The following is a 24,463-nucleotide window of genomic DNA, read 5'->3' as shown; positions in this document are numbered from 1 at the left end:
ACGGCTACTCCTCGTCGGAGGCGCTGTCTCCCCGGCGGTTGGTGCGGCGCGCACGGCGGCGCTCCCCGCGGCTGAGCGCCTCGGTCTCCTCGGGCGCGGCTTCCGTGTCCTCGGTGCCGCTGGCGGCCTTGAGCAGCCTGGCCAGCGCCCCCACGGTGGGGCCTTCGTAGAGGGTGACGGCCGGCAGCGCGACGCCGAACTGCTCGCGCACGCGGGCAATCAGCTTCACGCCGACGAGCGAGTTGCCACCCAGCTCGAAGAAGTTGTCGTGCACGCCGACCTGGTCGATGCCCAGCGTCGTCTGCCAGAGGCGGGCAATCTTCTCCTCCAGCTCGTCGCGAGGCGGCACGTAGGCGTTCTGGAGCGCGGGCCGGGGCGTGGTGCCCAGGGACGAGCCCGCCTCCTGCTTCGCCTCCGCCTGCTCCTGCGCGGCGGCCGGCTGGGCCCACTTGCGCGCGCGGGCGCGCAGGTTGCTCGTGGACACGGCCACGTGCGACACGGCGCCCAACTGGAAGAGCTGCTCGAAGGCGTCCTCGCCTTCCGCCGCAGTGATGGCCAGCGCGCCGAACGGGCTCTGCGCGCCGCCCGCGCGGGACTCGTACTGCCACGCGTCCCAGCCCACGCTCATCCACGGCACCGGCGACGTCTGCGCCTGCTTCGTGGCGAACGCGTCCATGAAGGACGTGGCCGCCGAGTACGCCGCGAGCCCCAGGCCGCCCAGCACCGCCGCCAGCGACGACGACAGCACGCAGAAGTCCAGCGCGCGTCCGCGCACGGCCTCCTCCAGCGCGTACAGCCCGCGCACGCGGCCGTGGAAGGTGTCGCGCACGTCCTCGGGCCGGGTGTCCGGGATGGCGCGGAAGAGCGCCTGGCCCACGTCACCCGCGGCGAAGACCACGCCGTGCAGTGCGCCGAAGTGAGTCAGCGCCACGTCCACGGTCTCCTTCACCTGGACCTTGTTGCCCGCGTCCACGGACACGGTGTGCACCTGGGCGCCCAGCGCCTCCAGCTCCCGCACCTGACGGATGCGGCGGGAGACGGCGTCGTCCTCGCCATGGGCGGACAGATGCGCGTCCCACTGCGAGCGCTCCGGCAGCGCCGTGCGGCCCGCGAGCACCAGCTTCACCTTCGCGCGCTTCGCCAGCGACTTCGCGTGGGAGAAGCCCAGCGTGCCGAAGCCGCCGATGATCAGGTACACGCCCCCGTCGCGCAGCGGCAACTGCGCGGCGCGCGGCGCGTCCGCCGGCACGTGCTCGAAGTGCTGGACCCAGCGGGCCCCGCCCCGGTACGCGATGACGGTCTCCAGCTTGGACGGCGTGGCGGCCTCGGACAGCAGGGCCTCCACCAGCGCCGTCTCCTGCCAGCTGCCGGACGGCGGCAGGCGCACGTCCACGGCCTTCGCGGACAGGTGGCCGTACTCCTGCGGGATGACGCGCACCGGGCCCAGCACCGTGGCCAGCTCCGGGTTCGGCGCCTCGTCGCCCAGCGCCTGCATGCGGTTCGTCACGGCGACCAGCGACACGGGACGGGTGCCCGGCTGACGGCCCAGGGCCTGCGCCAGGGACAACAGCCCCAGGAAGCCCTTGCCCAGCGCGGACTCGAAGTCCGCTTCGCCGTGCGCGTCACCCAGGCCCAGCGTGCCCAGGTGCAGCACGTGGTCCGGGGCGCGGCCCTGCGCGGTGAGCGCCTCCAGCACCGTGGCCTCGCCGCCCAGCGCGAGCGACCAGTGGTGCTCGTCGTGCTTCGCGGTGACGGCGGCCGGGGTGATGCGCACCACGTCCTGGCCGGCCTCACCCAGCTTGAGCGCGAGCCGCGCGCCCACGCCTTCGTTGGCGTCGTCCGGGAGGAGCAGCCACCAGGTGGCCTTCTTCTCGCTCCAGGTGCCCTGCGGCGACGGCAGCGCGCGCTGCCACGACGGCAGGTAGAACCAGCGGGCCACGGGCTGCTTCTGATCCGCGGACGCCCACTCGGCGCGCTCGCCGTCGGCGGCGGTCTCCTTGCGCGGGTCCACCCAGTGGCGCTGACGCTCGAAGGGGGACGTGGGCAGCGCGATGCGGCGGCGCTTCTCACCGCCACGGAACGCGTCCCAGTCCGCCTCCACGCCCTCCAGCCACAGCCGGCCCAGCGTGGCCAGCACGTGGTCCAGGTCCGCGACCTGCTCCTTCGGGTGGCGCAGCGAGTTGATCAGCGCGTGCTTCGCGCCCTTGTCCGGGTGCTGCCGGGCCAGCGTGACGAGCGTGTTGCCCGGGCCCACCTCCAGCAGGATGGCGTCGGACTCCTTGAGCAGCTCGCCCACGCCGTCCGCGAAGCGCACCGCGCCGCGCAGGTGCTTCGCCCAGTAGTCGGGGCTCGTGGCCTGTTCGGCCGTCACCCAGGTGCCGGTGACGTTGGACAGGTAGGGCTTCGTCGGCGCCTTCCGGGCCACCTTGCGCACCGCCTCGCGGAAGGAGTCCAGGATGGGGTCCATCATCGCGGAGTGGAACGCGTGCGACGTGTGCAGCCGCGAGGACGCCAGACCCTGGAGCTTCAGCGTCTCAGTGAACGCGTCCACCAGCGGCGTGGGGCCGGCGACCACGCACGTGGCCGGGCTGTTCACCGCCGCCACGGACAGGCCCTCCGGCAACATGGGCGTGACGTGCTCTTCCGGCAGGGACACCGCGAGCATGGAGCCCGCGGGCAGCGACTGCATCAGGCGGCCACGCGCGGCCACCAGCGCCAGCGCGTCATCCAGGGTGAACACGCCCGCGAGGCACGCGGCCACGTACTCACCGATGCTGTGGCCCACCATCGCGTGCGGCGTCACGCCCCACGACTCCCAGAGCTTCGCCAGCGCGTACTCGATGACGAACAGCGCGGGCTGGGTGAGGCCGGTCTGCTTGAGGCGCTCCGACGCCAGTTCGCGCGACTCCGCGGCCGGGTACAGCACCGTGCGCAGGTCCAGGCCCAGGTGCGGCTTGAGCTTCTCCGCGCAGGTGTCCACCTGGGCGCGGAAGGACTTCTCCGTCTCGTACAGCTCGCGGCCCATGTCCACGTACTGCGAGCCCTGCCCGGAGAACATGAACATCACCGGACGGCCGCTGTTCTCCGCGCTGCCGGAGAAGACGCGGCCCGGGGTGCGCTCCGCCAGCGTGGAGGCCAGCTCCGCAGTGGTGCGCGCCACCACCGCCCGCCGCTTGCCGAAGCGCTTGCGGCCCAGCTGGAGCGTGTGCGCCACGTCCGCCAGGTCCACGTTCGGGTTCTCGCGCAGGTGCGCGGCCAGCCGGTCGGTGGCGACCTCCAGCGAGTTCTCCGTGCGCGCCGACAGCAGCACCACCTGCGCGGGCAGGCGGGCCTTGTCGGTGGCGGGCAGCTCCGGCGCCTCCTCCAGGATGGCGTGCGCGTTGGTGCCGCCCATGCCCAGTGACGTGACGCCCGCGCGGCGCGGCGTCTCACCGCGAGGGAAGTCGCGCAGCTCCGTGTTCACGTAGAACGGGCTGTTGGGGAAGTCGCAAGCCGGGTTGGGCTTCTTGAAGTTGAGGCTGGGCGGAATCACCTTGTGGTGCAGCGTGAGGGCCGCCTTGATGAAGCCCACCGCGCCCGCCGCCGAGTCCAGGTGGCCGATGTTGCTCTTCACCGAGCCCAGCGCGCAGAAGTTCTTCTTGTCCGTGCCCTGGCGGAAGGCCTGCGTGAGCGCCGCGACTTCAATCGGATCCCCGACCTTGGTCGCCGTGCCGTGCGCCTCCACGTAGCCGATGGAGTCCGGATCCACGCCCGCGACCGCCTGCGCCAGCGCGATGACCTCCGCCTGACCCGCGACGGCCGGGGCCATGTAGCTGACCTTCTGCGAGCCGTCGTTGTTCACCGCCGAGCCACGCACCACCGCGTAGACGGTGTCACCGTCCTTGAGCGCGTCCGACAGGCGCTTGAGCGCGACCACCGCCGCGCCGTGGCCGGCGACGAAGCCCGCGGCCTCCTCGTCGAAGGTGTGGCAGTGGCCGTCCGGCGCCGTGGTGCCACCCTCGTGGTACAGGTAGCCCGCCTTCTCCGGGAAGTGGATGGACACGCCACCGGCCAGCGCCATGTCGCACTCGAACGACAGCAGGCTCTGGCAGGCGTAGTGGATGCACGTGAGCGACGTGGAGGACGAGGACTGGACCGTGACGGCCGGCCCCTTCAGGTCCATCCGGTACGCCACTTCCGTGGTGAGGCTGTCCTTGTCGTTGCCGATGGACGCCTGGAGGCTCTCCACCGACGCGACGTGCGCCAGGTGCGAGTACAGGTTGGAGAGCAGGTACGTGTTCATGCTCATGCCGCCGAACACGCCCACGCGGCCGGGCTGGCGCTCCGGGCTGTAGCCGGCGGCCTCCATCGCCTCCCACGCGCACTCCAGGAAGACGCGGTGCTGCGGGTCCATCAGCGCGGCCTCGCGGGGGTTCATCCCGAAGAAGGCCGCGTCGAACTGATCCGTGTCGCCCAGCGTGCCGCGGGCCTTCACGTAGTTGGGCGCGCGGACCATCGCGGGGTCGGCGCCCTCCGCGATGAGCTCCTCATCGGTGAAGAACGTGATGCTCTCCACGCCGCCGGTGAGGTTCTTCCAGAACTCGGAGATGGTCTTCGCACCGGGAAGGCGGCCGCCCAGGCCGATGACCGCGATGCCATCCACTTCGGGAGTTTCAGTGCTCATGGAGCCGTCCTTCGAAATCTTGGGGTGTGCCTGAAAGTCGTTGGTTACTTGCCACGGCCGCGCGCCTGCTGACGCCGCGCCTGGGCGGCCCGGCGGCGCTCCGCCTCGTCCTTGATCTTCTGGGAGGCCGCGCCCGAGTCCTCGCCCTTGTTCGCCAGGTGCTGGGCCAGCGCGCTCACCGTGGTGAACTTGAACATGTCCACCAGCGCGAGCTCCGCGCCCAGCTCCTCCTTCAGCCGCCGGTGGGCCTGCGCGATGAGCAGCGAGTTGCCACCCAGCTCGAAGAAGTTGTCGTTGAGGCCGACGCGCTCCACCTTGAGCACCGCCGCCCAGATGGCCGCCACGCTGCGCTCCACCGCGCTCTGCGGCTGGGCGTAGGCGACGCCGGAAGCGAGGCGCGCCCCTTCCGGCGCGGGCAGCGCCTTCGCGTCCACCTTGCCGTTGGGCGACAGGGGCAGCGCGGACAGTGGCACGTACGCGGACGGCAGCATGTACGGCGGCAGCCCTTCCGCGAGGAAGGCGTTCAGGTCCGAGTGCGTGGGCGCGGGCTCGCCCAGCACCACGTAGGCCACCAGGCGCTTGTCGCCGGGCGAGTCCTCGCGCGCCATCAGGAACGCGTCCTTCACGGCCGGGTGACGGCGCACGGCGGCCTCCACCTCACCCAGCTCGATGCGGAAGCCGCGGATCTTCACCTGATCATCCGCGCGGGACAGGAACGTGAGCACGCCGTCCGGCAGCCAGCGCGCGCGGTCGCCCGTGCGGTACAGGCGCTCGCCCTTGTCGGAGCCGAACGGGTTCGCGACGAAGCGCTCCGTGGTCAGCTCCGGCCGCTTCCAGTACCCGCGCGCCACGCCCAGGCCGCCCACGTACAGCTCACCGGCGACGCCCACGGGCAGCAGGTTGCGCTCCGCGTCCAGCACGTACACGTCCGTGTTGATGACGGGCCGGCCAATGGGCACCCACGCGTGGCCCTGCAGGTCCTCCACCGCCATGCGGTGGTAGGTGGAGCACACGGTGGTCTCCGTGAGGCCATAGCCGTTCACCACCGGCACCGTGGCGAGCAGCTTCTCCACGTCGCTGGCCACCAGCGCCTCGCCGCCGGAGAGCACCAGCTTGAGCGGAGGCAGTTGCTCCAGGCGCGCGTTGAGCCCGGCGATGACCGCGGGCACCGTGCTCACGATGGTGACGGTGTGGCGGGTGATGAGCTGGTACAGCTTCTCCTGGTCGAGGATCTCATCCTCGGTGGGCAGCACCAGCGCGCCGCCCGTGCACAGGAGCGGGAGGATTTCGCCCACGAAGCTGGCGGAGGCCACCGACGTGAGCGGCAGCATCCGGTCCGTCGCGCCAGGCGCGTAGGACTCCACGAACGAGCGCACCAGGTTCGCGAGGCCCCCGTGCTCCAGCATCACGCCCTTGGGCTGGCCGGTGGAGCCGGAGGTGTAGACGAGGCACGCCAGGTCCCCGGCCGCCACCGTCGCGGCGGGAGCGGAGGACAGCGCGCCGTCCAGCGGCTGGTCCACGAACAGCGTGCGTGCGGACATGCCGGAGGGCAGCGTGCGCTGGAGCCAGGACTGCGTGATGAGCACCGGCGCCTGCGTGTCGCCCAGGATGAAGGCCACGCGCTCGGAGGGGTAGGCCGGGTCGATGGGCACGTATGCCGCGCCCGCGGCCATCACGGCCAGCACGGACACCAGCGTCTCCACCGAGCGCTCCAGGCAGATGCCGACGATGTCGCCCGGCTTCACGCCCGCGCCGCGCAGCCACGCGGCGAGCTGCCCCGCGCGAGCGTCCAGCTCACGGTAGGTGAGCTGCGCCTCCTTGAAGAGGACCGCGACGTTGTCCGGCGTGCGAGCCACCTGCGCCGCGAAGAGCGCGGGCAGCATGTCCGCCTGCGTGAGCGGCACGCGCGGACCCTTCCAGGTCTCCAGCAGCTGCTGCTGTTCGGCCTGCGTGAGCAGCGGCAGCCCCGCGAGCGCGCGGCCCGGCTGGGCGGCGATGCCGGACAGCAGCGTGGCCAGGTGCCCGGCCATGCGCTCGATGGTGCCGGCCTCGAAGAGGTCGGTGTTGTACTCGAAGGAGGCCACCAGCTCGCCGTCCGCCTCGCCCATGGTGAGCGTGAGGTCGAACTGCGCGCCGCCGTGCGACAGCAGCAGCGATTCGATGGGCAGGCCCGCCACGGTGGACTTCGCGCCCGGGATGTCCAGGGCGAAGGGCGTGAGACCGCGCTCGTCCAGCTTGGAGGCGCGCTGGTAGACGAACATCACCTGGAACAACGGCGAGCGGCTCTGGTCACGCACCGGCTGCAGCCGGTCCACCAGCGCGCTGAAGGGGTAGTCCTGGTGCTCCAGCGCGCCCAGCATCGTCTGGCGCGTCTGGGCCAGGTAGTCCGTGAAGGACAGCGAGGGGGACGGCCGCGTGCGCACCACCAGCGGGTTGACGAAGTAGCCGGTGATGCCCGCCAGCTCCGCGCGTCCGCGGCCCGCGCTCACCACGCCCAGCGTGAAGTCCTGCTGGCCGGTGTAGCGGTGCAGCAGCACCTGGAACGCCGTCTGGAGCACCATGTTCGGCGTGGCGCCGTTGTCACGCGCCAGCGTCTTCACCGCGCTCGCGACGTTCGCGTCCAGCCGGGTGGTGTGGACGCGGCCGTTGAAGGTCTGCACCGGGGGCCGCGGGTGGTCCGTGGGCAGGTCCAGCACCTGCAGCGTGCCGGACAGCTGCTCGCGCCAGTACTTCTCCAGCGCCTGGCCACGAGCACCGGCGAGCATCTCCGACTGCCAGCGCGCGTAGTCCGCGTAGGTGCGCGCGGGCTGCGCCAGCGTGGGCCGCTTGCCCAGCTTGAGCGCCGGGTAGAGCGCGTCCAGCTCCTCCGCCATCACCGCCAGCGACCAGAAGTCGGTGACGATGTGGTGCATCGCGATGAGCAGCGCGTGGTCCTCCGCGGACCGCGACACCAGCCGCACGCGCAGGAGCGGACCCTTCTCCATGTCGAACGGGCGGCGGGCCTCGGCGGACAGGTGCTCAGTGACCTGCTCGTCGCTCCATCCCTTCGCGTCCGTGGTGGTGAAGTCCAGCGGCAGCTCCGCGTGCACGCGCTGCACGGGGCCGGTGGCCGCCATGACGAACGTGGTGCGCAGGGCAGGGTGGCGGGCCACCAGCGCCTCGAAGGCCCCCTTCAGCGCGTTGGCGTCCAGCCCCGCGCGCACGCGCACCGCGACGGGCACGTGGTAGGCCGCGCTGTCCGGCGCGAGCTGATGCATGAACCACAGCGCCTGCTGCCCACCGGACAGGGGCGCGTCGCCCGTGGCGGACGAGGCGGCCACCGCGCTGGAGGACTGCTGGGACGGGGGCGCCGACATCAACGTCACCACGACCTCCGCCAGCTTCGACAGCGACACGCCCTGGAGCACGTCCGACAGCGGCAGGTCGATGCCCAGCCCCGCGTCCACCGCGCTCTTGAAGTCCACCGCCATCAGCGAATCCACGCCGTAGGCATGCAGCGGCTTCTGCAGGTCCACCTGCGCGGTGGGCAGCCGCAGCACCTGCGCGGCCTGCTCCTGGAGGAACACCGCCACCATGGCCCGGCGCGCGGTGACGTCCGTCACCACCGCCAGCATCTTCTGCAGCATGCTGGTGTCCGGGCCCACCGGCGCGGGCGCGGCGGCGGCTTCCGGAGCGGCGGTCTTCACGGCCTCGGGCACCTGCGTGGGAGCGGCGGCGATGACGCTCTTGTGCAGCGCCTCCAGCGTGTCCGCGACGTACTCCGCGCGGGTGGCGAAGCGCTGGATCTTGCCGCTGGACGTCTTCGGGATGGCGCCCGGCCCCAGCAGCACCACGCCCTGGGCCTGAAGGTCATGCCCGGCCGCGACGGCCTGCCGGATGCCCTGCGCCAGCGCGTCCAGGTCCACGCCGTCACGCTCCACCGCTCGGCGGTCCACCTCCGTCACGACGATCAGGCGCTCCTCGTCGTCCTGCTCGATGGAGAACGCCGCCGTGCAACCGGGGCGGATGGCGGGGTGGGCGGACTCCACCGTGCGCTCGATGTCCTGCGGGTAGTGGTTGCGCCCGCGGATGATGATCAGGTCCTTCAGCCGGCCGGTGACGAACAGCTCGCCGTCCGCGAGGAAACCCAGGTCGCCCGTGCGCAGGAACGGCGTCGGATCACCCGTGCCGGCCAGCGGCTGCTGGAAGGTGGTCCGCGTCTGCTCATCGCGGCCCCAGTAGCCCTGCGCGATGCTGGGTCCAGCGACGCGAATCTCGCCCACCTGGCCCGCGGCCAGCGGCGCGCCCGTCTCCGGATGCGCGATGACCAGGCGCTGATCCGTGAGGTTGCGGCCGGAGCCCACCAGCGTCTGGGCGCCGGGGCTCGCCGCCTCCTTCGCCACCACGCGGTTGTCCTTCAGCGCGCCCCCGTCCACGGTGCGCTGCACGGGTAGCTCGCGCTTGTCACCGCCAGAGGCGATGAGCGTGCCCTCCGCCAGGCCGTAGCAGGGATAGATGGCCTCCGAGCGGAACCCCTGCGGACCGAACGCCTCCGCGAAGCGCCGGAGCGTGTCCGGCATGATGGGCTCCGCGCCGTTGAAGGCCAGGTCCCAGTGGCTCAGGTCCAGCTTCGCGCGCTCTTCCGGCGTGGACTTGCGCACGCACAGGTCGAACGCGAAGTTCGGCCCGCCGCTCGTGGTGGCCTTGTAGCGGGAGATGGCCTCCAGCCAGCGCATGGGGCGCTTGAGGAAGTCCACCGGCGAGAACAGCGTCACCGGGAAGCCGCCGTACAGCGGCTGCAGGATGCCGCCGATGAGGCCCATGTCGTGGTACGGCGGAAGCCAGATGACACCCTGGCTTTGCGTCGAGTGACCGAAGCACGAGTGGATCAGCTTCGAGTTGTGCAGCAGGTTGCCGTGCGTCAGCACCACGCCCTTGGGCGACGACGTGGAGCCGGACGTGTACTGGAGGAACACCCGCGTGTCCGTGGCCACGCCGGGGTCCTTCCACCCTTCGGCGACCTCCGCGTCCAGCGTGTCCGTGGCAATCCAGTGCAGCTCCCGCAGCTCCGGCGCCTGCTCGAAGAGCATCTCCCCCATGCCGTAGATGAAGTCGGTGGTGAGGGCGATGGTGGCCTGCGCGTCCTGGCTGATGGCCAATAGGCGCGGCAGCGTGCGCGCCAGGCGCATGGGGTCCGGCGGATAGATGGGGACCGCGATCACGCCCGCGTACAGACAGCCGAAAAACCCGGCGATGTAGTCCAGCCCGGGCGGGTACAGCAGCAGCGCCCGCTGTCCCTGGGCTCCGCGAGCCTGGAGCGCCGCCGCGATCGCGCGAGCCTTCTGATCCAGCTCCGCGTACGTCAGGTGCGCTTCGTCCGTTTCCCCGTCCAGCAGGAACGTAAATCCGCGACGGTCGCCCTGGGTGCTTGCGCGAACGCGAAGCAATTCAACCAGGGTGGAAAACGCAAACTCGGGGACCGGGGAAGAACCGGGCGTGGTTCCAGTGGGCATTGACGCGACTCCTGCGAGGCGGGGGTGTTTCCGTGCACGGAGAGCACGGAGACGCGGATTCAGGGGCCGGGGGGCTGCTGTCTCCCGGCAAGACAGGGATTCAAGAGGTCAGTCGCAATCAGCACCCGCCGTGAAGGGGCGTTGTCTCGCGCATGTATCGCCTGGCGCGGGCGCGAGCAATCCCCCCCACCCACATTGGAGCCTTGCCGGCCGGTGGGCACGGCGGAGAGCTCGTGAATCAGGAGCGGAGCAGGGTGCGAATTTCATGGTGACGGAATTCGGAGAGCGTCTGGGCCGCCCGTCACTTCATCGCGCGAATGGAGGAACATTCAAATGACCCCCAAGGTCGGAAACCCGGGGACCTCCCCTGTTCGCGGGATAGTGCGCGCGGTGTCCGTGTAAACGTGACACATCGGATCATGCGACGGGAACACGCGGAGTGTATGGGTCCGTCTCCCCGCGAGCGTCTGGCCTCGGTGGGATCGCCCGGCGGCTGTCTGTGTCTGGGAATTGCCAGCGAAAATGGGATTCCTTGAATTCGTCTGATGAGTGTTTGAGGAGGATACGGGGTGGGTCCGACATGGCCCTGTGCGGTTTTGCCGCACGGGGGGAGCACTGCGCGCGTGGTAGACGCCGCCCGGGAGTGTGAGAGCCATGCCGGGATGGAGTCGGGACGTGACGCGGTGGACGTGGAAGGCGCTGCTCTTGTGTGGAGCGTTGGGGTGTTCCGCGGAGCCGGAAATGGCGGTGGTGTTGGACGCGGGCGTGGTGGATCCAGGCCCCGACAGCCTGCCCTGTGACGTGCAGGCCGTGATCGCGGAGCGTTGTGCGTACTGCCACACCACGCCCGCGAAGGCGTATGCGCCCATGGCGCTGCAGGCGCGCTCCGACTTCCAGCGGGCCTCGATGGTGGACGCCCAGAGCAGCATGGGGCAGCGCAGCCTGACGCGGATGAAGGACGCGCAGTCTCCGATGCCGCCGGCCTCCGAGCCGCCGATGCCGGAAGCGGAGCGGGCGTTGCTCATGGGGTGGCTGGAGTCGGGGATGCCGGCGGGGACCTGCGGCAGCCTGCCCGCCGGTCCCGCGCCCACGACGTGCGCGAGCGGGAGCATCTGGTCCGAGGCAAGCGGCACCGGGGCCTACATGGCGCCCGGCATCGCCTGCCGGAGCTGCCACCTGGAGCAGGCGCCCTCCGTGGCGTACTTCTTCATGGGCACGGTGTTCCCGACGCTCCACGAGGCGGACGGGTGTGATCCGCGGCTGCAGGAGCCGTCGAACGTGAAGGTGGAGATCCTGGACCTGGAGGATCAGGTGCGGCTCACGCTGGTGCCGAACTCCGCGGGCAACTTCATGTCCACCACGCTCCAGCCGTCCTTCCCGATGCCGTACCGGGCGCGGCTGGTGGGGCCGGATGGCACGTCGCGGATGATGGCCGCGCCGCAGAGCAACGGGGACTGCAACAGCTGTCACACCGAGCAGGGCGCCCAGAACGCTCCGGGGCGCATCGCGCTGCCGTGAGGATGCCCGGTGCGGGCGCTGCGACAAATGACCGCAGCGTTCGCGCCACGGGAGGCTGATATCCGGGATGTTCCTTTCTTCCCGGAGTCACCCGATGAAGTCTTCCCTGGGGCCGCTGTGTGTTGTCGCGGGTTCGCTGCTGTCCTCATCCGCCTTCGCGCACGCGGCGGTGGCGGGTGCCACGCCTCCCTATGCCGGGGCGACCTTCGAGGCTGACATCACGGTGAGCCACGGCTGTGACGGCGCGGACACGTACAAGATGCGGGTCCAGATTCCGGAGGGCGTGACGAACGTGCGCCCGGTGGACTCCGTGTTTGGCACGGCCGAGGTGGAGAAGGACGCCTCCGGCAACGTGACGGCGGTGACGTGGACGAAGCCCACGGGCAACGTGAAGGCGGCGGACACGCACTTCTTCCACCTGGGGCTGCGCATGAAGCTGCCCTCGAAGCCGTTCACCACGCTGTTCTTCCCCACGACGCAGACGTGCAGCACGCAGGGCGGCGCGCTGACGGTGGTGGAGTGGACGGGCACCGCGGGCGGTGAGCACAACCACGATGGGGACGCGGGCACGGGGCCTTCGGAGAACCCTGCGCCGTCGCTCTACCTGATGCCCTCTCGGCTGCCGGGCTGGAACCAGTACACGGTGGAGGAGCATGTGCATGACCTGACCGTGTTCAAGGACGCGCTCATTGTCTGGTCTGGCACGCAGGCGTACAGCTTCAACCCCGTCACGCAGGCGCTCATCGAGAAGGAGTCTGGTGTCACCGCGCTCACGCAGATCCATCCGGGCACGGTCATCTGGGTGAAGTACTAGGAGCGACCATGCGCCATTGGATCTTCGTGTTGTGCGTCGGTGTTCTCGCCGGCTGTTCTGACAAGCCTTCGCCGCCGCCCACAGGGCAGAGCGATGGGGGCACCATCGTGGAGGACGCGGGTACTGCCTCTGGCGTCGAGCGGCCGGGCGCTCTAGAGCGTCCGCCGTTGGAGCGGCTGCCGGACGACCTCAAGCCGCCCGCTCAGTAGCGGGCGTGGCGTTCGGCGACGCGGTAGAGCTGGGTGAGGGAGTGGTCCAACAGCGCCTGCGTGGACCGCATGTAGCGGTGCGCGCGGGCGAAGGGCAGCCACACGCGGTTACCGACTCGGACCTGGGCTTCCATCCATTGCTTGCGTGGGAGCCATTGTCCGCCCAGGTGTTTGACCAGCACTTCGCCCAGGTAGGCACCCACTGCGGGGACGGCGATGGCATCGATGTTGTGCCGCTCGAAGGTGTCCGGGAAGGTCTCCTTCCAGAAGTGGACGTCGATGTCCGTCAGGGATTCGGGGGACCCCTTGAGCACGGAGGGCACCGGCGTGTGGAGCAGCGCCACGAGGCGTTCCGCGAAGTATGCGTACTGATCGAGGGCGGCTTTCGGGTCGGCCACGTCTGAAGGCAGGGCCGCGTTCAGGGGGAGCCATTCGTCTGGCTCTGGTGGGACGTAGGCGTTGAGCTCCGCGATGCGCCGCTGGCGCTGGGCCAGGGATGAGTATTCGGGGAGGCGTGAGAGCAGCGCGGCGACGTCTGGAACGAAGCGGGGTTCGACTGGAGCGAGGGTCGCGCTTCGTTCGCGGAGGATGGCCATCACGGTATCGAAGTTGAGGTCCGGCCGAAGGTGGACCCACGCGCGGGCCTGGGCGACACGGGCTGCCTCAGTGGCGAAGTCCGCGGCGGTGGGCCAGGTGACGAGGAGGATGGAGCCGTCGGGGAGCTCTTCGACGCGGTGGGCGGGGGTTGATCGCATGCGCTCGCGGCCAACGGTGTCCACGAGCTTCGCGCCGAAGACGTTGAGCCAGCAGACTTCGTAGACCTTATCGAAGCCGTCCCGGAAGGTTGTCTCGTTGTCCCGGCCAAAAGAGGGGAAGTCCGCCAGTTCCTTGTCGGCCAGGCTGTGGGCCGAGGCGTGAGTGACGGGATAGTGGATGGCCCATGCACGGACCATCTCCACGAACGCCTGGCAGCGGGCTTCCTCCGCGAATAGGTCAATCGGGTTGACGTCGATCCATATGCGAAGGCTCGGAGGAAGAGGTGGAAAGCGAAGCAGAATCTCCATGTCCAGCTTGGGCCCCGTCGTGCGGTGGAGTCCGACGGAGGTAGTTCGCTCTTCTCGTGATTCTGTCAGGGCCTTCACGACCGCCGTGCGTGTGTAACGCTGCCGCCGTTTCCCCTGGGTGATGTCCGGCATCCATGGACCCGCACCTGACTCAAGCGCGGTGAGCAGCGGCGCCAATTCACGTATGTGATCCGCGAGTGTGTCGCAGGCTCCATTGAACGAGAGCAGCAGGTTGTCGTCTGTCACTGAATTACGACCTCCACGCCAGCGACGTTGCTAAGGACGGACTCCAACGCGCCTTTGAGCGTGCTTCCCTTGGCGGGTTTCAATCTGCCACCTTCATAGACAAGGCGAACCCTCTGGATTCGCACCGTTCCTTCGAGTCCTTGCCGACGGATGTTCACGGTCTCGCCGTAATACTGGACCGCTCCACGCGCGTCCGCCTTCATTTGAGCTGTCAGCTCGCCCAAGCTCAGCAGATGCAAGTCGCGGCTCTTGAAGCTGAAGGTCTCCATGCGTGGTGGTTGGCCTGAAGGTGGCTTCGTTTCAACGGCCAGCACGTCCGCGAAGCGCAGGTCCGCCTTCGTCATGCCCACGTGCGTTTCGATGCGGGGCTGATCGAAGTCCTTGAGCCACCGACGCTGCGCTCGGGGCAGTGCTGCATCCGCGCGGAGTTGGGCGACCATGTCTCGCTCGAACATCAGCCCGCGGATGAACTGCCCGCGCAGCTCCAGGTAGCCCTCCCATCGCAGGGGACCCTTGGCGGGCGCGCCCTGCTCCAGTTCCGTGAGCCGGGCCTCGCGATAGCTCGCGTACTCGGTCCAGAGGGGGTGACCTTCGGCTCCCGGCGGTGCATTCCGCTCCGGTGGATGCTCCTTCAGGAAGGACACATCGCGGGACAGCCGGGGTCCCGTGGCCTCCCATTCCACCTGCGCGAGCCGTGCCTCCAGGACTTCCGGTGGTACGCCCGCGAAGTCCTTCGACAGCGCTGCGGCGTCTCCACTTCTGCCGGTACTCTTCTGTGCTGCGCCCGGGCGTTCACGGCTTGCCTCCGCCAGCAGGGCCTGGGCCTTCGCTGGATTGCCTCGGGCCTCGTACAGCGCGAGCGCTCCCGCTTCTCCCCACTCGGCGGCGAGGAGGGCGCCTTCCCGGCTCGCTCGGAGCTGACGCAGCAGCTCCCGCGTGGCGTTCACCCCAAACTGGTCCTCCAGCCGCTCCACCGCCGCCTTGAGTGCCTCCAGGTCGAAGGTTGGCCGTTCTCCTCGCAGGGCTCGTGCGCCCTTGCCTCCCGCGTACAGCGCGACCATGAACGCGGCGGGTGCCAGCTCTCGCGTGGCCTGTTCGTATCGGCCCTTCGCCAGGGACGTTGCTCCCTGGGCCGTTCCTGCGACCAGATGGAAGAAGCCCATCGGGACGCCGAACGTCAGGTGATCGAAGCCACCCCGCACCACGTTGCCCGGTGAGAAGTGCCCTGCCATCAGGGCCCTCTCCACCGCGTCGAGCGCTTCCTGATAGGGCGGCGGCAACTGCGCACGCTTCGCGGAGAACTCCACGTAGCGGGCGCCTGCGCTCACGTCGGTGCTGGACAGCGCATCCCGCCCCGCGCGCCCCAAACCCCGCAGGACGTCACCGGCCTGCTCTTCCCGCTCCGGATACGTCGTGACCTTCAGTCCCCTGCGCAGCAACTCCTCGCGCACGGTGGGCATGCCGCCCAAGGTCTCCCCGAGCTGCTTGTCGCGGGCCAGGCGCTGGACCAGCTCGCGCAGTTCGTCATCGAAGGTGGCGTGGAGGATGAAGAGGGCGAACACCTCCGCGCGTGGCGCGCCATACTTCTCGACCGCGCTGACGAGGAACGCGGCGCGCTTGCGCTGAAGGATGCTGGAAGCCTTCGCATCCAACGGCCCCAACGCTCCCAGCCGGACGGCGTCCCAATCCTCAAGGGATTCCACCAGCCAGGCCATGTCCACGCCGCGCTGCATGGCCACGAAGGCCGCGGGCGAGGCACAGGCCAGGAACGGCGCGAGGCGCTGTTCGCTTCGGTCCAGGTCGGGCCAGCCAGGCGGCAGAGGCCGACTGCCACAGGACCCTCCCTTGTCGTCACGAGACTCAGCGGAAGCCTTCCGGACTCCTCCAGCCCAGGGGCGCCATGCTGCGCGCGCAGCCGGAGTGCCGTAGCTCCAGGTGCCTCCGTGTGTCGGTGACGATGCACAGCCCGCGATGAGCAGGGCCATGCAGGCCAGCACCGCCCACCGCCGCACGGTGGAGCCCACGAGGAATCGCCATGGCTGAATCACAGCCGATGACGATACCGGCTCACGGCACGGTGGCGGGATCCGCGAAGCGCGGGTCGGTCAGGAACGCCGTGTCCGTGAGCGACTCCAGGAACGCGACGACGTCCGCCTTCTCCTCGGGCGTCAGCTCGAAGCCGCGCACGAAGGCGCTCTGCAGGGGGCTCGGTTGTCCGCCGTTCGCCGCCCGTGCTCGGCCTCCCGCCGCGTAGTGGTCCAACACGTCGGAGAGCGTCTCCACGCTGCCGTCGTGCATGTACGGCCCGGTGACGGCTACGTTGCGCAGCGACGGCGCTTTGAAGCGCCCCATGTCATCCGGACGGAACGTGATTTCGAAGAGGCCTGTGTCCCCAGCGGGATACGCGCCCTGGCCGTCTTCGTTGTAGAGCCCCGTGTTGTGGTACGGCAGCACCGGCTCCTTCGTCGCCTCGTGCACGGTCGCGTCCTGGAAGTTGAAGCCGGAGTGGCAGTGGTCGCACTCCAGGCGCTCGGACAGGAACAGCTGCAAGCCCCGCTTCGCCGCGGGACTCAGCGCGTCCACCTCCTTGCCGTACAGATAGCGGTCATACGGCGACGTGCCGGAGATGAGCGAACGCTCGAACGCGGACAACGCCCGCGTCAGCGTGGCCAGCGACACCGGCGTGGCCTCGTTCGGGAATGCCTCCGCGAAACGGGCCGTCAGGTCCGGATCCTCGCGAAGCCGCTCCAGCAACACGTCCTGTTGATCCGCGAAGCCCAGCTCCACCGGCTCCCGCCCGAACAGCGGCACCAGCGCCTGGGCCTCCAGCGTGGTGAGCGCGGAGTTGGCCCAGGTGAGGCTGGTCGCGTACGCCACGTTCGCCAGCCCTTGTCCGTTGCGACGGTGCGCCTGTCCCGTGCTGCCCACCGCGTGCACTCGCCCGTCCGTGAAGGCCCGGGCCTGCTCGTGGCAGGAGCCACAGGACTGCGTGCCGTTCAACGACAGGCGCTTGTCGTAGAAGAGGCGCCGGCCCAGCTGGACCTTCGCCTCCGACATGGGGTTGTCCTCCGGCACGCGCGGCTTGGGGAAGCCCGCTGGCAGCTTCCAGTCGTAGGGCACGGGCTCCTCGGTCGGACCCGAGGGATCCGCGCAGCCCGCGCCCAGCAACGCCACCGTCGCCAGGGCCTTCCACGCCTGTCCTTGTCGTCGTGCCACGTCGGACGTCCTTCCTGCTACTCGGCCCGGATGAAGGTCTGCGCGGCCGGGTTCGCCGCCTGGCCGCCGAAGGCCAGCCCCAGGGGCTGGAAGAGGGCACCGCAGTCCGTGTCGTTGGGGGACGACATGCAGCCCGCGGCCGTGCCAGGCGCGTTCACGTCCAGGTTGGCGCCCGCGAAGAGCGTGCCCAGGTCCATCACCACCTTGTTCTTCGTCACGTCGAAGCCGTCCAGGTGGAACTCCGGACGGTTGTTGTTCGCACACCCGGCGGTGCCTTGCGTCTGGCCCTCGGGCGGCGGCGCGCAGGCCGTGCTGCCCAGGTGCAGGACATGCTGGGGAAGGCCCTGCGTGCGGCCTTCGATGCGCGTGAAGATGAAGCCGCTCTGCCAGCTCCAGTGCAGGCCCGTATCATCCATCGGCGCACCGAGCGTCGTGGGGTCGCCGTGGTTCACGTCCTCCGGCACGCCCACCGTGAAGCGCAGGCCCGCGTAGTCACCCTGGGGTGCCGTGCCCTTGATGGACGCGTTCATCGCCGCCGTGCCTTGCGTGCACAGCCCGTCCTTGTTCGCGAAGTCCAGCAGCACCACGCCCGAGTGCTGCCACGTGCCGTCCTCGCTCAGCGTCACGGGCACCTCCTTCCCGTCCCGCGTCACCAGCCGCACGTTGTGGACATACACGCGGAAGTCCATGGGCTCGTAGGTCGTCCCCGTCGTCCCGACGTTCGTGTACGTCTTGCCGCACTCGAAGGCCTCCGTGCCCACGCGGGCGACGACAGGCAGGTTCACCGTCAGCAGCTCGGGCGTCTGGGGTTCGTCGTCCCCACAGCCGAGCGCGCCCACGAGGGCCAGGGGAAGGAGGAGGCGGGAGCGGAGCACGGAGCGCATGGGAATCATCCTTGGAAGGTGCCCCCGTCTAACGCACTGGCTGGGAAAGCTTGCCGTGGCATGTTGCCGCACCCGCCGCCCGTCTCAGGCCACCTCGCGCGTTTCGTCCGGAACCGGGAGCCCCACGCCCCTCGCCTTGCGCCGCTGGATGGCCAGGAAGAGGGCCTCGTGCGTGGCGGGCGAGGGCAGGTCCACGTCGCCGCCCGGCGCTCCGAAGGCGGCCACCGCGTCGCGCAGCGCCTCCCGCACGGACAGGGCCAGCATCAGCGGCGGCTCGCCCACGGCCTTGCTGCCGTGGATGGTGCCCTTCTGCTCGGCCCGCTCCATCAAGGCCACGCGCAGGTCGATGGGCGCGTCGCTGAACGCGGGCACCGCGTAGGTGCTGGCGGAGTGCGTGAGCAGCCGCCCGTTCGCGTCCCACTTCAGCTCCTCGCCGGTGAGCCACCCCATGCCCTGCACGAAGGCGCCCTCCACCTGACCCCGGTCCAGGCCGGGGTTGAGTGAATCCCCCACGTCCTCCAGCAGGTCCGAGCGCAGCACGCGCTTCATGCCCGTGTCGCCGTCCACCTCCACCTCGCTCACCGCCGCGCCATAGGCGAAGTAGAGGAACGGCTTGCCCCGGCCCAGGGTCCGGTCGTAGCCGATGCCCGGCGTGCGGTAGTAGCCCGTGACGGACAGGCCCACGCGGTCGCGGTAGGCCTCCTCCACCACGGTCCCGAAGGGCAGCCCCTGGTCCGGCCGCGACGCCGCCGAGATGCGCCCGTCCTCGAACACCAGCGCGTCCGGAGACACCGCCTGCCCGTGCAACTGCACCAGCATGCGGGCGGCCACCGGAGCCAGCCGCTCGCGCACCTGGATGCAGGCCTCGCGCACCGCCGCGCCGTTGAGGTCGGAGCCGCTGGAGGCCGCCGTCGCGGACGTGTTGGGCACCTTGTCCGTCGCCGTGTGCGCCACGCGCACCAGGTCCGCGGGCAGGCCCAGTTCGCGCATGGCCACGCCCTGGATCTTGGTGTGCAACCCCTGGCCCATCTCCGTGCCGCCGTGCGACAGCAATACGGAGCCGTCGCGGTACACGTGCACCAGCGCGCCCGCCTGGTTGAGGAAGGTGGCGGTGAAGGAGATGCCGAACTTCATCGGCGTGATGGCCAGTCCGCGCTTGATGCGGGGGCTGGACGCGTTGAAGGCCTCCAGCTCCGCGCGGCGCTTCGCGAAGTCGGACGACTCCATCAGGTCGTTCCACAGCTTCGGCAGCCGGTTGTCCTCCAGCTCCTGGCCGTAGTGCGTGGTGTTGGTGTCGCCCACGCCGTCGTAGAGGTTGCGCTGGCGCACGGCCTCCGGGGCCAGGCTCAGGGCGGCCGCGATGCGCGCCAGGATGTCCTCCATCACCAGCATGCCCTGCGGACCGCCGAAGCCCCGGAATGCCGTGTTGGAGACCAGGTGCGTCTTCGCCACGCGGCCGGTGTAGCGCACCGACGGCACGTAGTAGCCGTTGTCCAGGTGGAAGAGGGCCCGGTCGGTGATGGACTCGGACAGGTCCAGGGACCAGCCGCCGTTGGACGTGAGGTCCGCCTTGAGCGCGAGCAGCCGGCCCGTGGCGTCGAAGCCCACCTCCCAGGCCGCGTGGAACGGATGGCGCTTGCCCGTGACGACCATGTCCACGTCGCGGTCCAGCATCCACTTCACCGGCCGGCCCGTGTGCACCGCCGCCAGCGCCACCAGCGCGGCGGGCGCGTTGCCTTGCGTCTCCTTGCCGCCGAAGCCGCCGCCCATGCGCGGCGCCTTCACCACCACGCGGCTGCGCGGCATGTGCAGCACGTGCGAGATGATGGCCTGCACCTCCGACGGGTGCTGCGTGGAGGACGTCACCGTGACGTCGCCGTCGTCGCCCACCTCCGCGAAGGCCGCGTGCGTCTCCAGGTAGAAGTGCTCCTGGCCGCCCATCGTCAGCTCTCCGGCCAGCCGGTTCGGGCTGGAGGCGAGCGCGCTGTCCACGTCGCCCCGGCGGATGATGTGCGGGTCGGTGTGGAAGCTGCCCTGCTTCAGGGCTTCGGTCAGCGTGAGCACCGCGGGCAGGGGCTCGTAGTCCACCACCACCTGGCGCGCGCCCTCGCGGCAGGCCTCGGGCGTCTCGCCGACGACGAGCGCCACCACCTGCGCGTGGAAGAGCACCTCGTCCTTCGCGAGCAGCGGCTCGTCATGGCGGATGGGGCCCGTGTCGTTCATGCCCGGGATGTCCTCCGCGAGCAGCACCTTCACCACGCCGGGCACCTTCAGCGCGGCGCTGGCATCGCGGCGGAGGATGCGCGCGTGCGCGTGCGGCGACAGCACCGGCCACACCGTCAGCATGGGCTGGCGCTGCGCGAGGTCATCCACGTACTGCGCGCTGCCCGTCACGTGGCCCAGCGCGCTCTCATGGCGCAGCTCGCGGCCCGCGTCCGCGGTGGCGACAGGCGCGCCCGGGGCGAAGCGGGGGCGTCCGTCCAGCGCGGCGCTGCGCTCGCCGGACGCGAACTTCTCCAGCAGGGACACCACCAGCCCGCGCCGGTACTCCGCGCTGCCACGCAGGTCCGTGAGGGGCGTGAACTCGCGCTCCAGCGTGGCGCGCACGCGGGCCACGGCCTCCGTGTTCCACGGGTGGCCCACGAGCTGGGCCTCCGTCTGCTTCGCCCGCGCCGGGGTGGCCGCGACGCCGCCGTAGCCCAGGCGCGCGGTGCGCACGAGGCCCAGCGCGTCCGTCTCGATGCAGAAGCCCGCCGCGACGATGCTGATGTCCAGCTCGCGGCGCTTGGACACCTTGAAGCTGTCCGAGTGCCGGGTCAGTCCGCTGTCCTTCGCCGGGGCGTGGGGAATGACGACGAAGCGGACCACCTCGTCCGGCTGGAGCGCCGTCTTGCGGTAGGCGAGGAAGAAGTCCGACAGCGCCACCGTCCGCTCGCCGCGCACGGACGCGAGCACCAGCCGGGCGTCCAGCGCGAGCAGCACCGGCGCCGTGTCCCCGATGGGCGAGGCCGTCACCAGGTTGCCCGCGAGCGTGGCGCGGTGGCGGATCTGCCGCGAGGCGAAGACGTTGAGCATCTTCGCCAGCTCCGGCACCTCGTGGCCCAGCGCGTCCTCCACGTCCACCAGCGACGCGGCGCCGCCCACGTACCAGCCGTCCTCCTCGCGGCGGATGGCGCGCAGGGCCTCCACGCCTTCCGTCGAGATGAGGAACGGGTAGCGACGGGACTTCTTGGTGATGTCCACGCCCAGCTCGGTGGCGCCGGCCACGAGCATCGCCTCCGGGTGCAGGGCTCGCAGCGCGAGCAGGTCCTCCCACGTGGTGGGGCGCAGGAACAGGCCGTCGCGCGCCTCGTAGCGCAGGGGAGGGGTGGGGGAGGGCGGCCCCTCCAGCGAGACGCCGGGAAGCCCGGGGCCCGCGCCCTTCGCGTCGCGGGTGGCGAGCGCGTCCACCATCGCGTCGCGGATGGGGCGGTAGCCGGTACAGCGGCAGATGTTGCCGCAGAGCTGATCCGCGATGGCCTCCGGAGAGCCCGCGTCCTTGCGACAGTACGCCTCCACCATGGAGACGACGAAGCCCGGCGTACAGAAGCCGCACTGCGAGCCGTAGTGCTTCACCATGGCCTGCTGCACGGGGTGGGGCGCGGCGCGGCTGCCCACGCCCTCCACGGTGACGAGCTCGCGCCCGGCCACCATGGGCAACAGCGCGATGCAGCTGTTGAACGCGCGCAGCGTCTTCTGGCCGCTCACGTCCCGGTCCACCATGGCCACGGTGCACGCGCCGCAGTCGCCCTCGGCGCAGCCCTGCTTCGTGCCCGTCAGTCCGCGCGCGCGCAGGTAATCCAGCAGGGTGGTGTTGGGCGACGCGTCGTCGACCTGGACCGTCTGGCCGTTGAGCCGGAATTCGAAGGGGGTGCTCATTCCCCCGAGGATAGCAGGGGCGCGGGCGCTGGCTGAGCGCCTGCTTCCTGGGCCAGTCCCGGAGTCAATCCATGGTGGAGCTGGAGCAGCCCGGCGGCGATGCTCACGGCCACCTCTTGCGGTGACTTTCCCCCGGTGGGCAGCCCCATGGGGCACTGGACGCGGCCCACCTGCCGGGCGGGCATCCCCTTCGCCTCCAGCCTCTGCCGGAAGCGGGCCCACTTCGTGTCACTGCCGATGAGCCCGATGTAGCGGGCCGGCTTCTGGACGGCGAAGGCGATGATGTCCTGATCCACGTCGTGCCGGTGCGTCATCACCGCCACGTAGGTGCGCTGCTCGTCCCAGACCGCGCGCGACGCGAACTCGTCCCACGCCTCCTCGTGACGCACCACGCCTGCGGGCACCTGCGGGGACTGGACCCACTCGGCGCGCTCATCCACCAGGTGCACGCGAAAGGGGGTGCCCTCCAGGATGCGGCACAGCGCCTGTCCCACGTGGCCGGCGCCGAAGAGGTACAGCTGCGGCCCGTGGTTGACGGGCTCGACGAAGACGTCCACGACTCCTCCACAGCACTGGCCCAGCTTCGCGCCCAGCGGATAGCGGAACGTGCGCGCCTCGCCCCTGGCCAGACACGCGCGGGCGTCCTGAAGGACCAACTGCTCCAGGTGGCCTCCGCCGATGGTGCCGTGGAAGGTGCCGTCCGCGCGCACCAGCAGCTTCGCGCCGGGGGGCGCGGGCGTGCTGCCCTTGCACTCCGTCACCGTCACGACGGCGAACGGCGTGTCCTCGCGTGCCCACTCCGCCAGCTGGTGAACCCAGTTCCACATGCCGCCGGTGAGTCTGCCACGGCCGCCATCCCCGTGGCGCTCCTCCGGACGCCTGCCGTGGGGACGAGGAGGCCAGCGCTCGTTGCCGGGCCGGTGAGGCGCACCACCTTTGCGCCAGTCGATTCCCGTTCACCGGAACCAAGGAGATGACGTCATGGCCAATACCGACATCGAGACGCTGAACTCCTTCCTGCGCGGTGAGCTCTCCGCCGTGGAGACCTACCGGCAGGCGAGCAAGCACATCAAGAGCGACCTGGCTCGCACGGAGGTGGACGCCTGCCTCCATGACCACGAGGCCCGCGTCGACGCCATCAAGGAGCGCATCCAGAAGCTGGGCGGCAATCCGGCGGAGAGCTCCGGCGTCTGGGGCGTCTTCGCCAAGGTGGTCCAGGGCGGAGCGGACCTGCTGGGGGAGAAGGCCGCCATCGACGCCCTGGAGCAGGGCGAGGACCACGGCCTGGCGGACTACAACCGCGACGTGGGCAAGCTCCACGGCGAGGCCCGCAGTTTCGCGCGTCAGCAGCTGCTGCCGGCCCAGAAGCAGACGCATGACCGGCTCAGCCGCTTGAAGCACAACCCGACCCTGCACTGAGCGTAGGGGTTGCGCGGTGCCGGACATCCCGAGGTACCCATCCCGGCTGCGGGGATGGGCGCCTTGTGGTGCATCGCACGTCCCCGCATCCAGGCCTGGAGGCTTTCAGGGGGCGTGCGATATTCGGAAGGAGGGGACTTCCACCGGCGAACGAGGGCGAAGAAGCACATGGCGCGCGAGCACACGGTGCCGGGGCCGCACGGGCCCGGGACCGTCACCGACAGCGAGGACGCGGGGACACCGGCTTCCCGCTCGCCCGACGTGCGCGCCGAAGTCGAGGGGACGCCCTCCGTCCCCTCTCCGACGACCGCCGACACCAGCTACGCCGCGGGCGCCCTGGGCACCGGCATCGAGGTGCTCTTCACCACCTCCGAGCGCGCCCTGCAGTGGGCCTGGCGCGTGCTCCAACTCGCGCGCGGCGTGGTGGAGGCCACGCCCCGGGGCGACGCGTTCATCCGCGAGGCCCGCGCGTCCGTGGTGGACTTCCTGGACCACATCCCGCCCCACGTGCGCCGCAGCGTCGAGGAGGTGCTCGTCTTCTGCAACCTGTGGCAGGCCGTGGGCGTGCGCCTGCGCCGCCGGGGTGGCTTCCCCGCGGGGGACGACGCGGCCTGGCGCCAGCTCTGCGAGGACGTGGAGTTGCTCCAGCGCGCCGCCCAGGCCCGGCTGGGCACCGCCGCCGCGCTGGAGCAGGGGCTGCTCAAGGACCTGGGCCACCTGCGCGCGCTGGCCCTGTCCTGCGGCGACAGCGCCAACGAAGTCACCGTGGGCATGGAGGTGTTCACCCGCTGCATCGCGGAGCTGATGGCCGTGGCCAGCGCCGTGCGCCGCGCCTGGGAGGCCGCCGCCCATGAGTTGGCCGAGTCCGCCGCGTGGCTGCGCGCGGGAGACCCGGCCTTCAGCGCGTGGCTGGCGGAGCACCTGGTCGCCGCGGAGCCCGCGTGGGAGCGCACCCAGAAGGTCGCTCGCTGGCTTCACGACGTGGGCGCCTTCGCGGGCCAGCCCTGAAGCGCGGCCCTC

Annotated in this window: 13 protein-coding genes and 1 pseudogene; 5 read left to right on the top strand and 9 right to left on the bottom strand. The window is 70.5% G+C overall.

Features of this window, described 5'->3' with window-relative positions; translation table 11 throughout:
• Positions 1–4: 4 nt before the first annotated feature.
• Complete coding sequence (locus D7Y11_RS07485) at positions 5–4,663, bottom strand: type I polyketide synthase (protein ID WP_121753510.1); 4,659 nt, start codon at positions 4,661–4,663, stop codon at positions 5–7.
• Positions 4,664–4,707: 44 nt separating this feature from the next.
• The gene (locus D7Y11_RS07480) at positions 4,708–10,089 is read right to left on the bottom strand and encodes a non-ribosomal peptide synthetase (RefSeq protein WP_158629073.1); all 5,382 of its coding nucleotides are present in this window, start codon (positions 10,087–10,089) and stop codon (positions 4,708–4,710) included.
• 741 nt (positions 10,090–10,830) lie between these two features.
• Here D7Y11_RS07480 and D7Y11_RS07475 point away from each other — a divergent pair.
• The 3 genes from D7Y11_RS07475 (at position 10,831) to D7Y11_RS07465 (ending at position 12,696) form a co-directional block, all read left to right on the top strand.
• Positions 10,831–11,673 carry a hypothetical protein gene (locus D7Y11_RS07475; RefSeq protein WP_126933348.1) on the top strand — a complete coding sequence of 281 codons (843 nt, stop codon included), beginning with the start codon at positions 10,831–10,833 and terminating at the stop codon, positions 11,671–11,673.
• Between the two features lie 94 nt (positions 11,674–11,767).
• A complete protein-coding gene (locus tag D7Y11_RS07470; RefSeq protein WP_126933347.1) occupies positions 11,768–12,487 on the top strand; it encodes a YcnI family protein in 720 nt (239 codons plus the stop codon).
• Positions 12,488–12,495: 8 nt separating this feature from the next.
• Positions 12,496–12,696, top strand: coding sequence for a hypothetical protein (locus D7Y11_RS07465; RefSeq protein ID WP_126933346.1), 201 nt, complete (start codon positions 12,496–12,498; stop codon positions 12,694–12,696).
• Here the strand turns inward: D7Y11_RS07465 and D7Y11_RS07460 are convergent.
• From D7Y11_RS07460 to xdhC, 7 genes are all read right to left on the bottom strand, one after another.
• Positions 12,690–13,649 carry a hypothetical protein gene (locus D7Y11_RS07460; protein ID WP_306770421.1) on the bottom strand — a complete coding sequence of 320 codons (960 nt, stop codon included), beginning with the start codon at positions 13,647–13,649 and terminating at the stop codon, positions 12,690–12,692. The two genes, D7Y11_RS07465 and D7Y11_RS07460, sit on opposite strands and share 7 nt — an antisense overlap.
• A gap of 353 nt (positions 13,650–14,002) precedes the next feature.
• Positions 14,003–15,739, bottom strand: a complete 1,737-nt coding sequence (locus tag D7Y11_RS07455; RefSeq protein WP_233607222.1) for a hypothetical protein — start codon at positions 15,737–15,739, stop codon at positions 14,003–14,005.
• A gap of 127 nt (positions 15,740–15,866) precedes the next feature.
• Entirely contained in the window at positions 15,867–16,043 is a 177-nt protein-coding gene (locus tag D7Y11_RS44145) for a hypothetical protein (RefSeq protein WP_233607221.1), read from the bottom strand.
• A 30-nt stretch (positions 16,044–16,073) separates the two neighbouring features.
• On the bottom strand, positions 16,074–17,222 hold the full coding sequence (locus tag D7Y11_RS07450) for a methanobactin export MATE transporter MbnM (protein ID WP_126933344.1): 1,149 nt from the start codon (positions 17,220–17,222) through the stop codon (positions 16,074–16,076).
• A 17-nt stretch (positions 17,223–17,239) separates the two neighbouring features.
• Entirely contained in the window at positions 17,240–18,106 is an 867-nt protein-coding gene (locus D7Y11_RS07445; protein ID WP_126933343.1) for an MbnP family copper-binding protein, read from the bottom strand.
• Positions 18,107–18,190: 84 nt separating this feature from the next.
• Positions 18,191–22,024, bottom strand: a complete 3,834-nt coding sequence (gene xdhB, locus D7Y11_RS07440) for a xanthine dehydrogenase molybdopterin binding subunit (protein WP_126933342.1) — start codon at positions 22,022–22,024, stop codon at positions 18,191–18,193.
• Positions 22,021–22,851: a xanthine dehydrogenase accessory protein XdhC gene (gene xdhC, locus D7Y11_RS07435; RefSeq protein WP_126933341.1), complete on the bottom strand. Its 831-nt coding sequence runs from the start codon at positions 22,849–22,851 to the stop codon at positions 22,021–22,023. The genes xdhB and xdhC overlap by 4 nt, the downstream gene beginning before the upstream one ends.
• Before the next feature lie 146 nt (positions 22,852–22,997).
• On the opposite strand from xdhC, the pseudogene D7Y11_RS07430 reads away from it, so the two are divergent.
• Positions 22,998–23,443 (top strand): annotated as a pseudogene (locus D7Y11_RS07430) (DUF2383 domain-containing protein).
• A gap of 168 nt (positions 23,444–23,611) precedes the next feature.
• The gene (locus D7Y11_RS07425; RefSeq protein ID WP_120575679.1) at positions 23,612–24,451 is read left to right on the top strand and encodes a hypothetical protein; all 840 of its coding nucleotides are present in this window, start codon (positions 23,612–23,614) and stop codon (positions 24,449–24,451) included.
• The last annotated feature ends 12 nt before the right edge of the window (positions 24,452–24,463 follow it).

The organism is Corallococcus sp. AB018 (assembly GCF_003986945.1).
In the GTDB taxonomy this organism is placed as follows: Bacteria; Myxococcota; Myxococcia; order Myxococcales; family Myxococcaceae; genus Corallococcus; species Corallococcus exiguus.
Note: the sequence above shows the minus strand (reverse complement) of the source record. Positions and strands in the feature narration are given on the sequence as shown.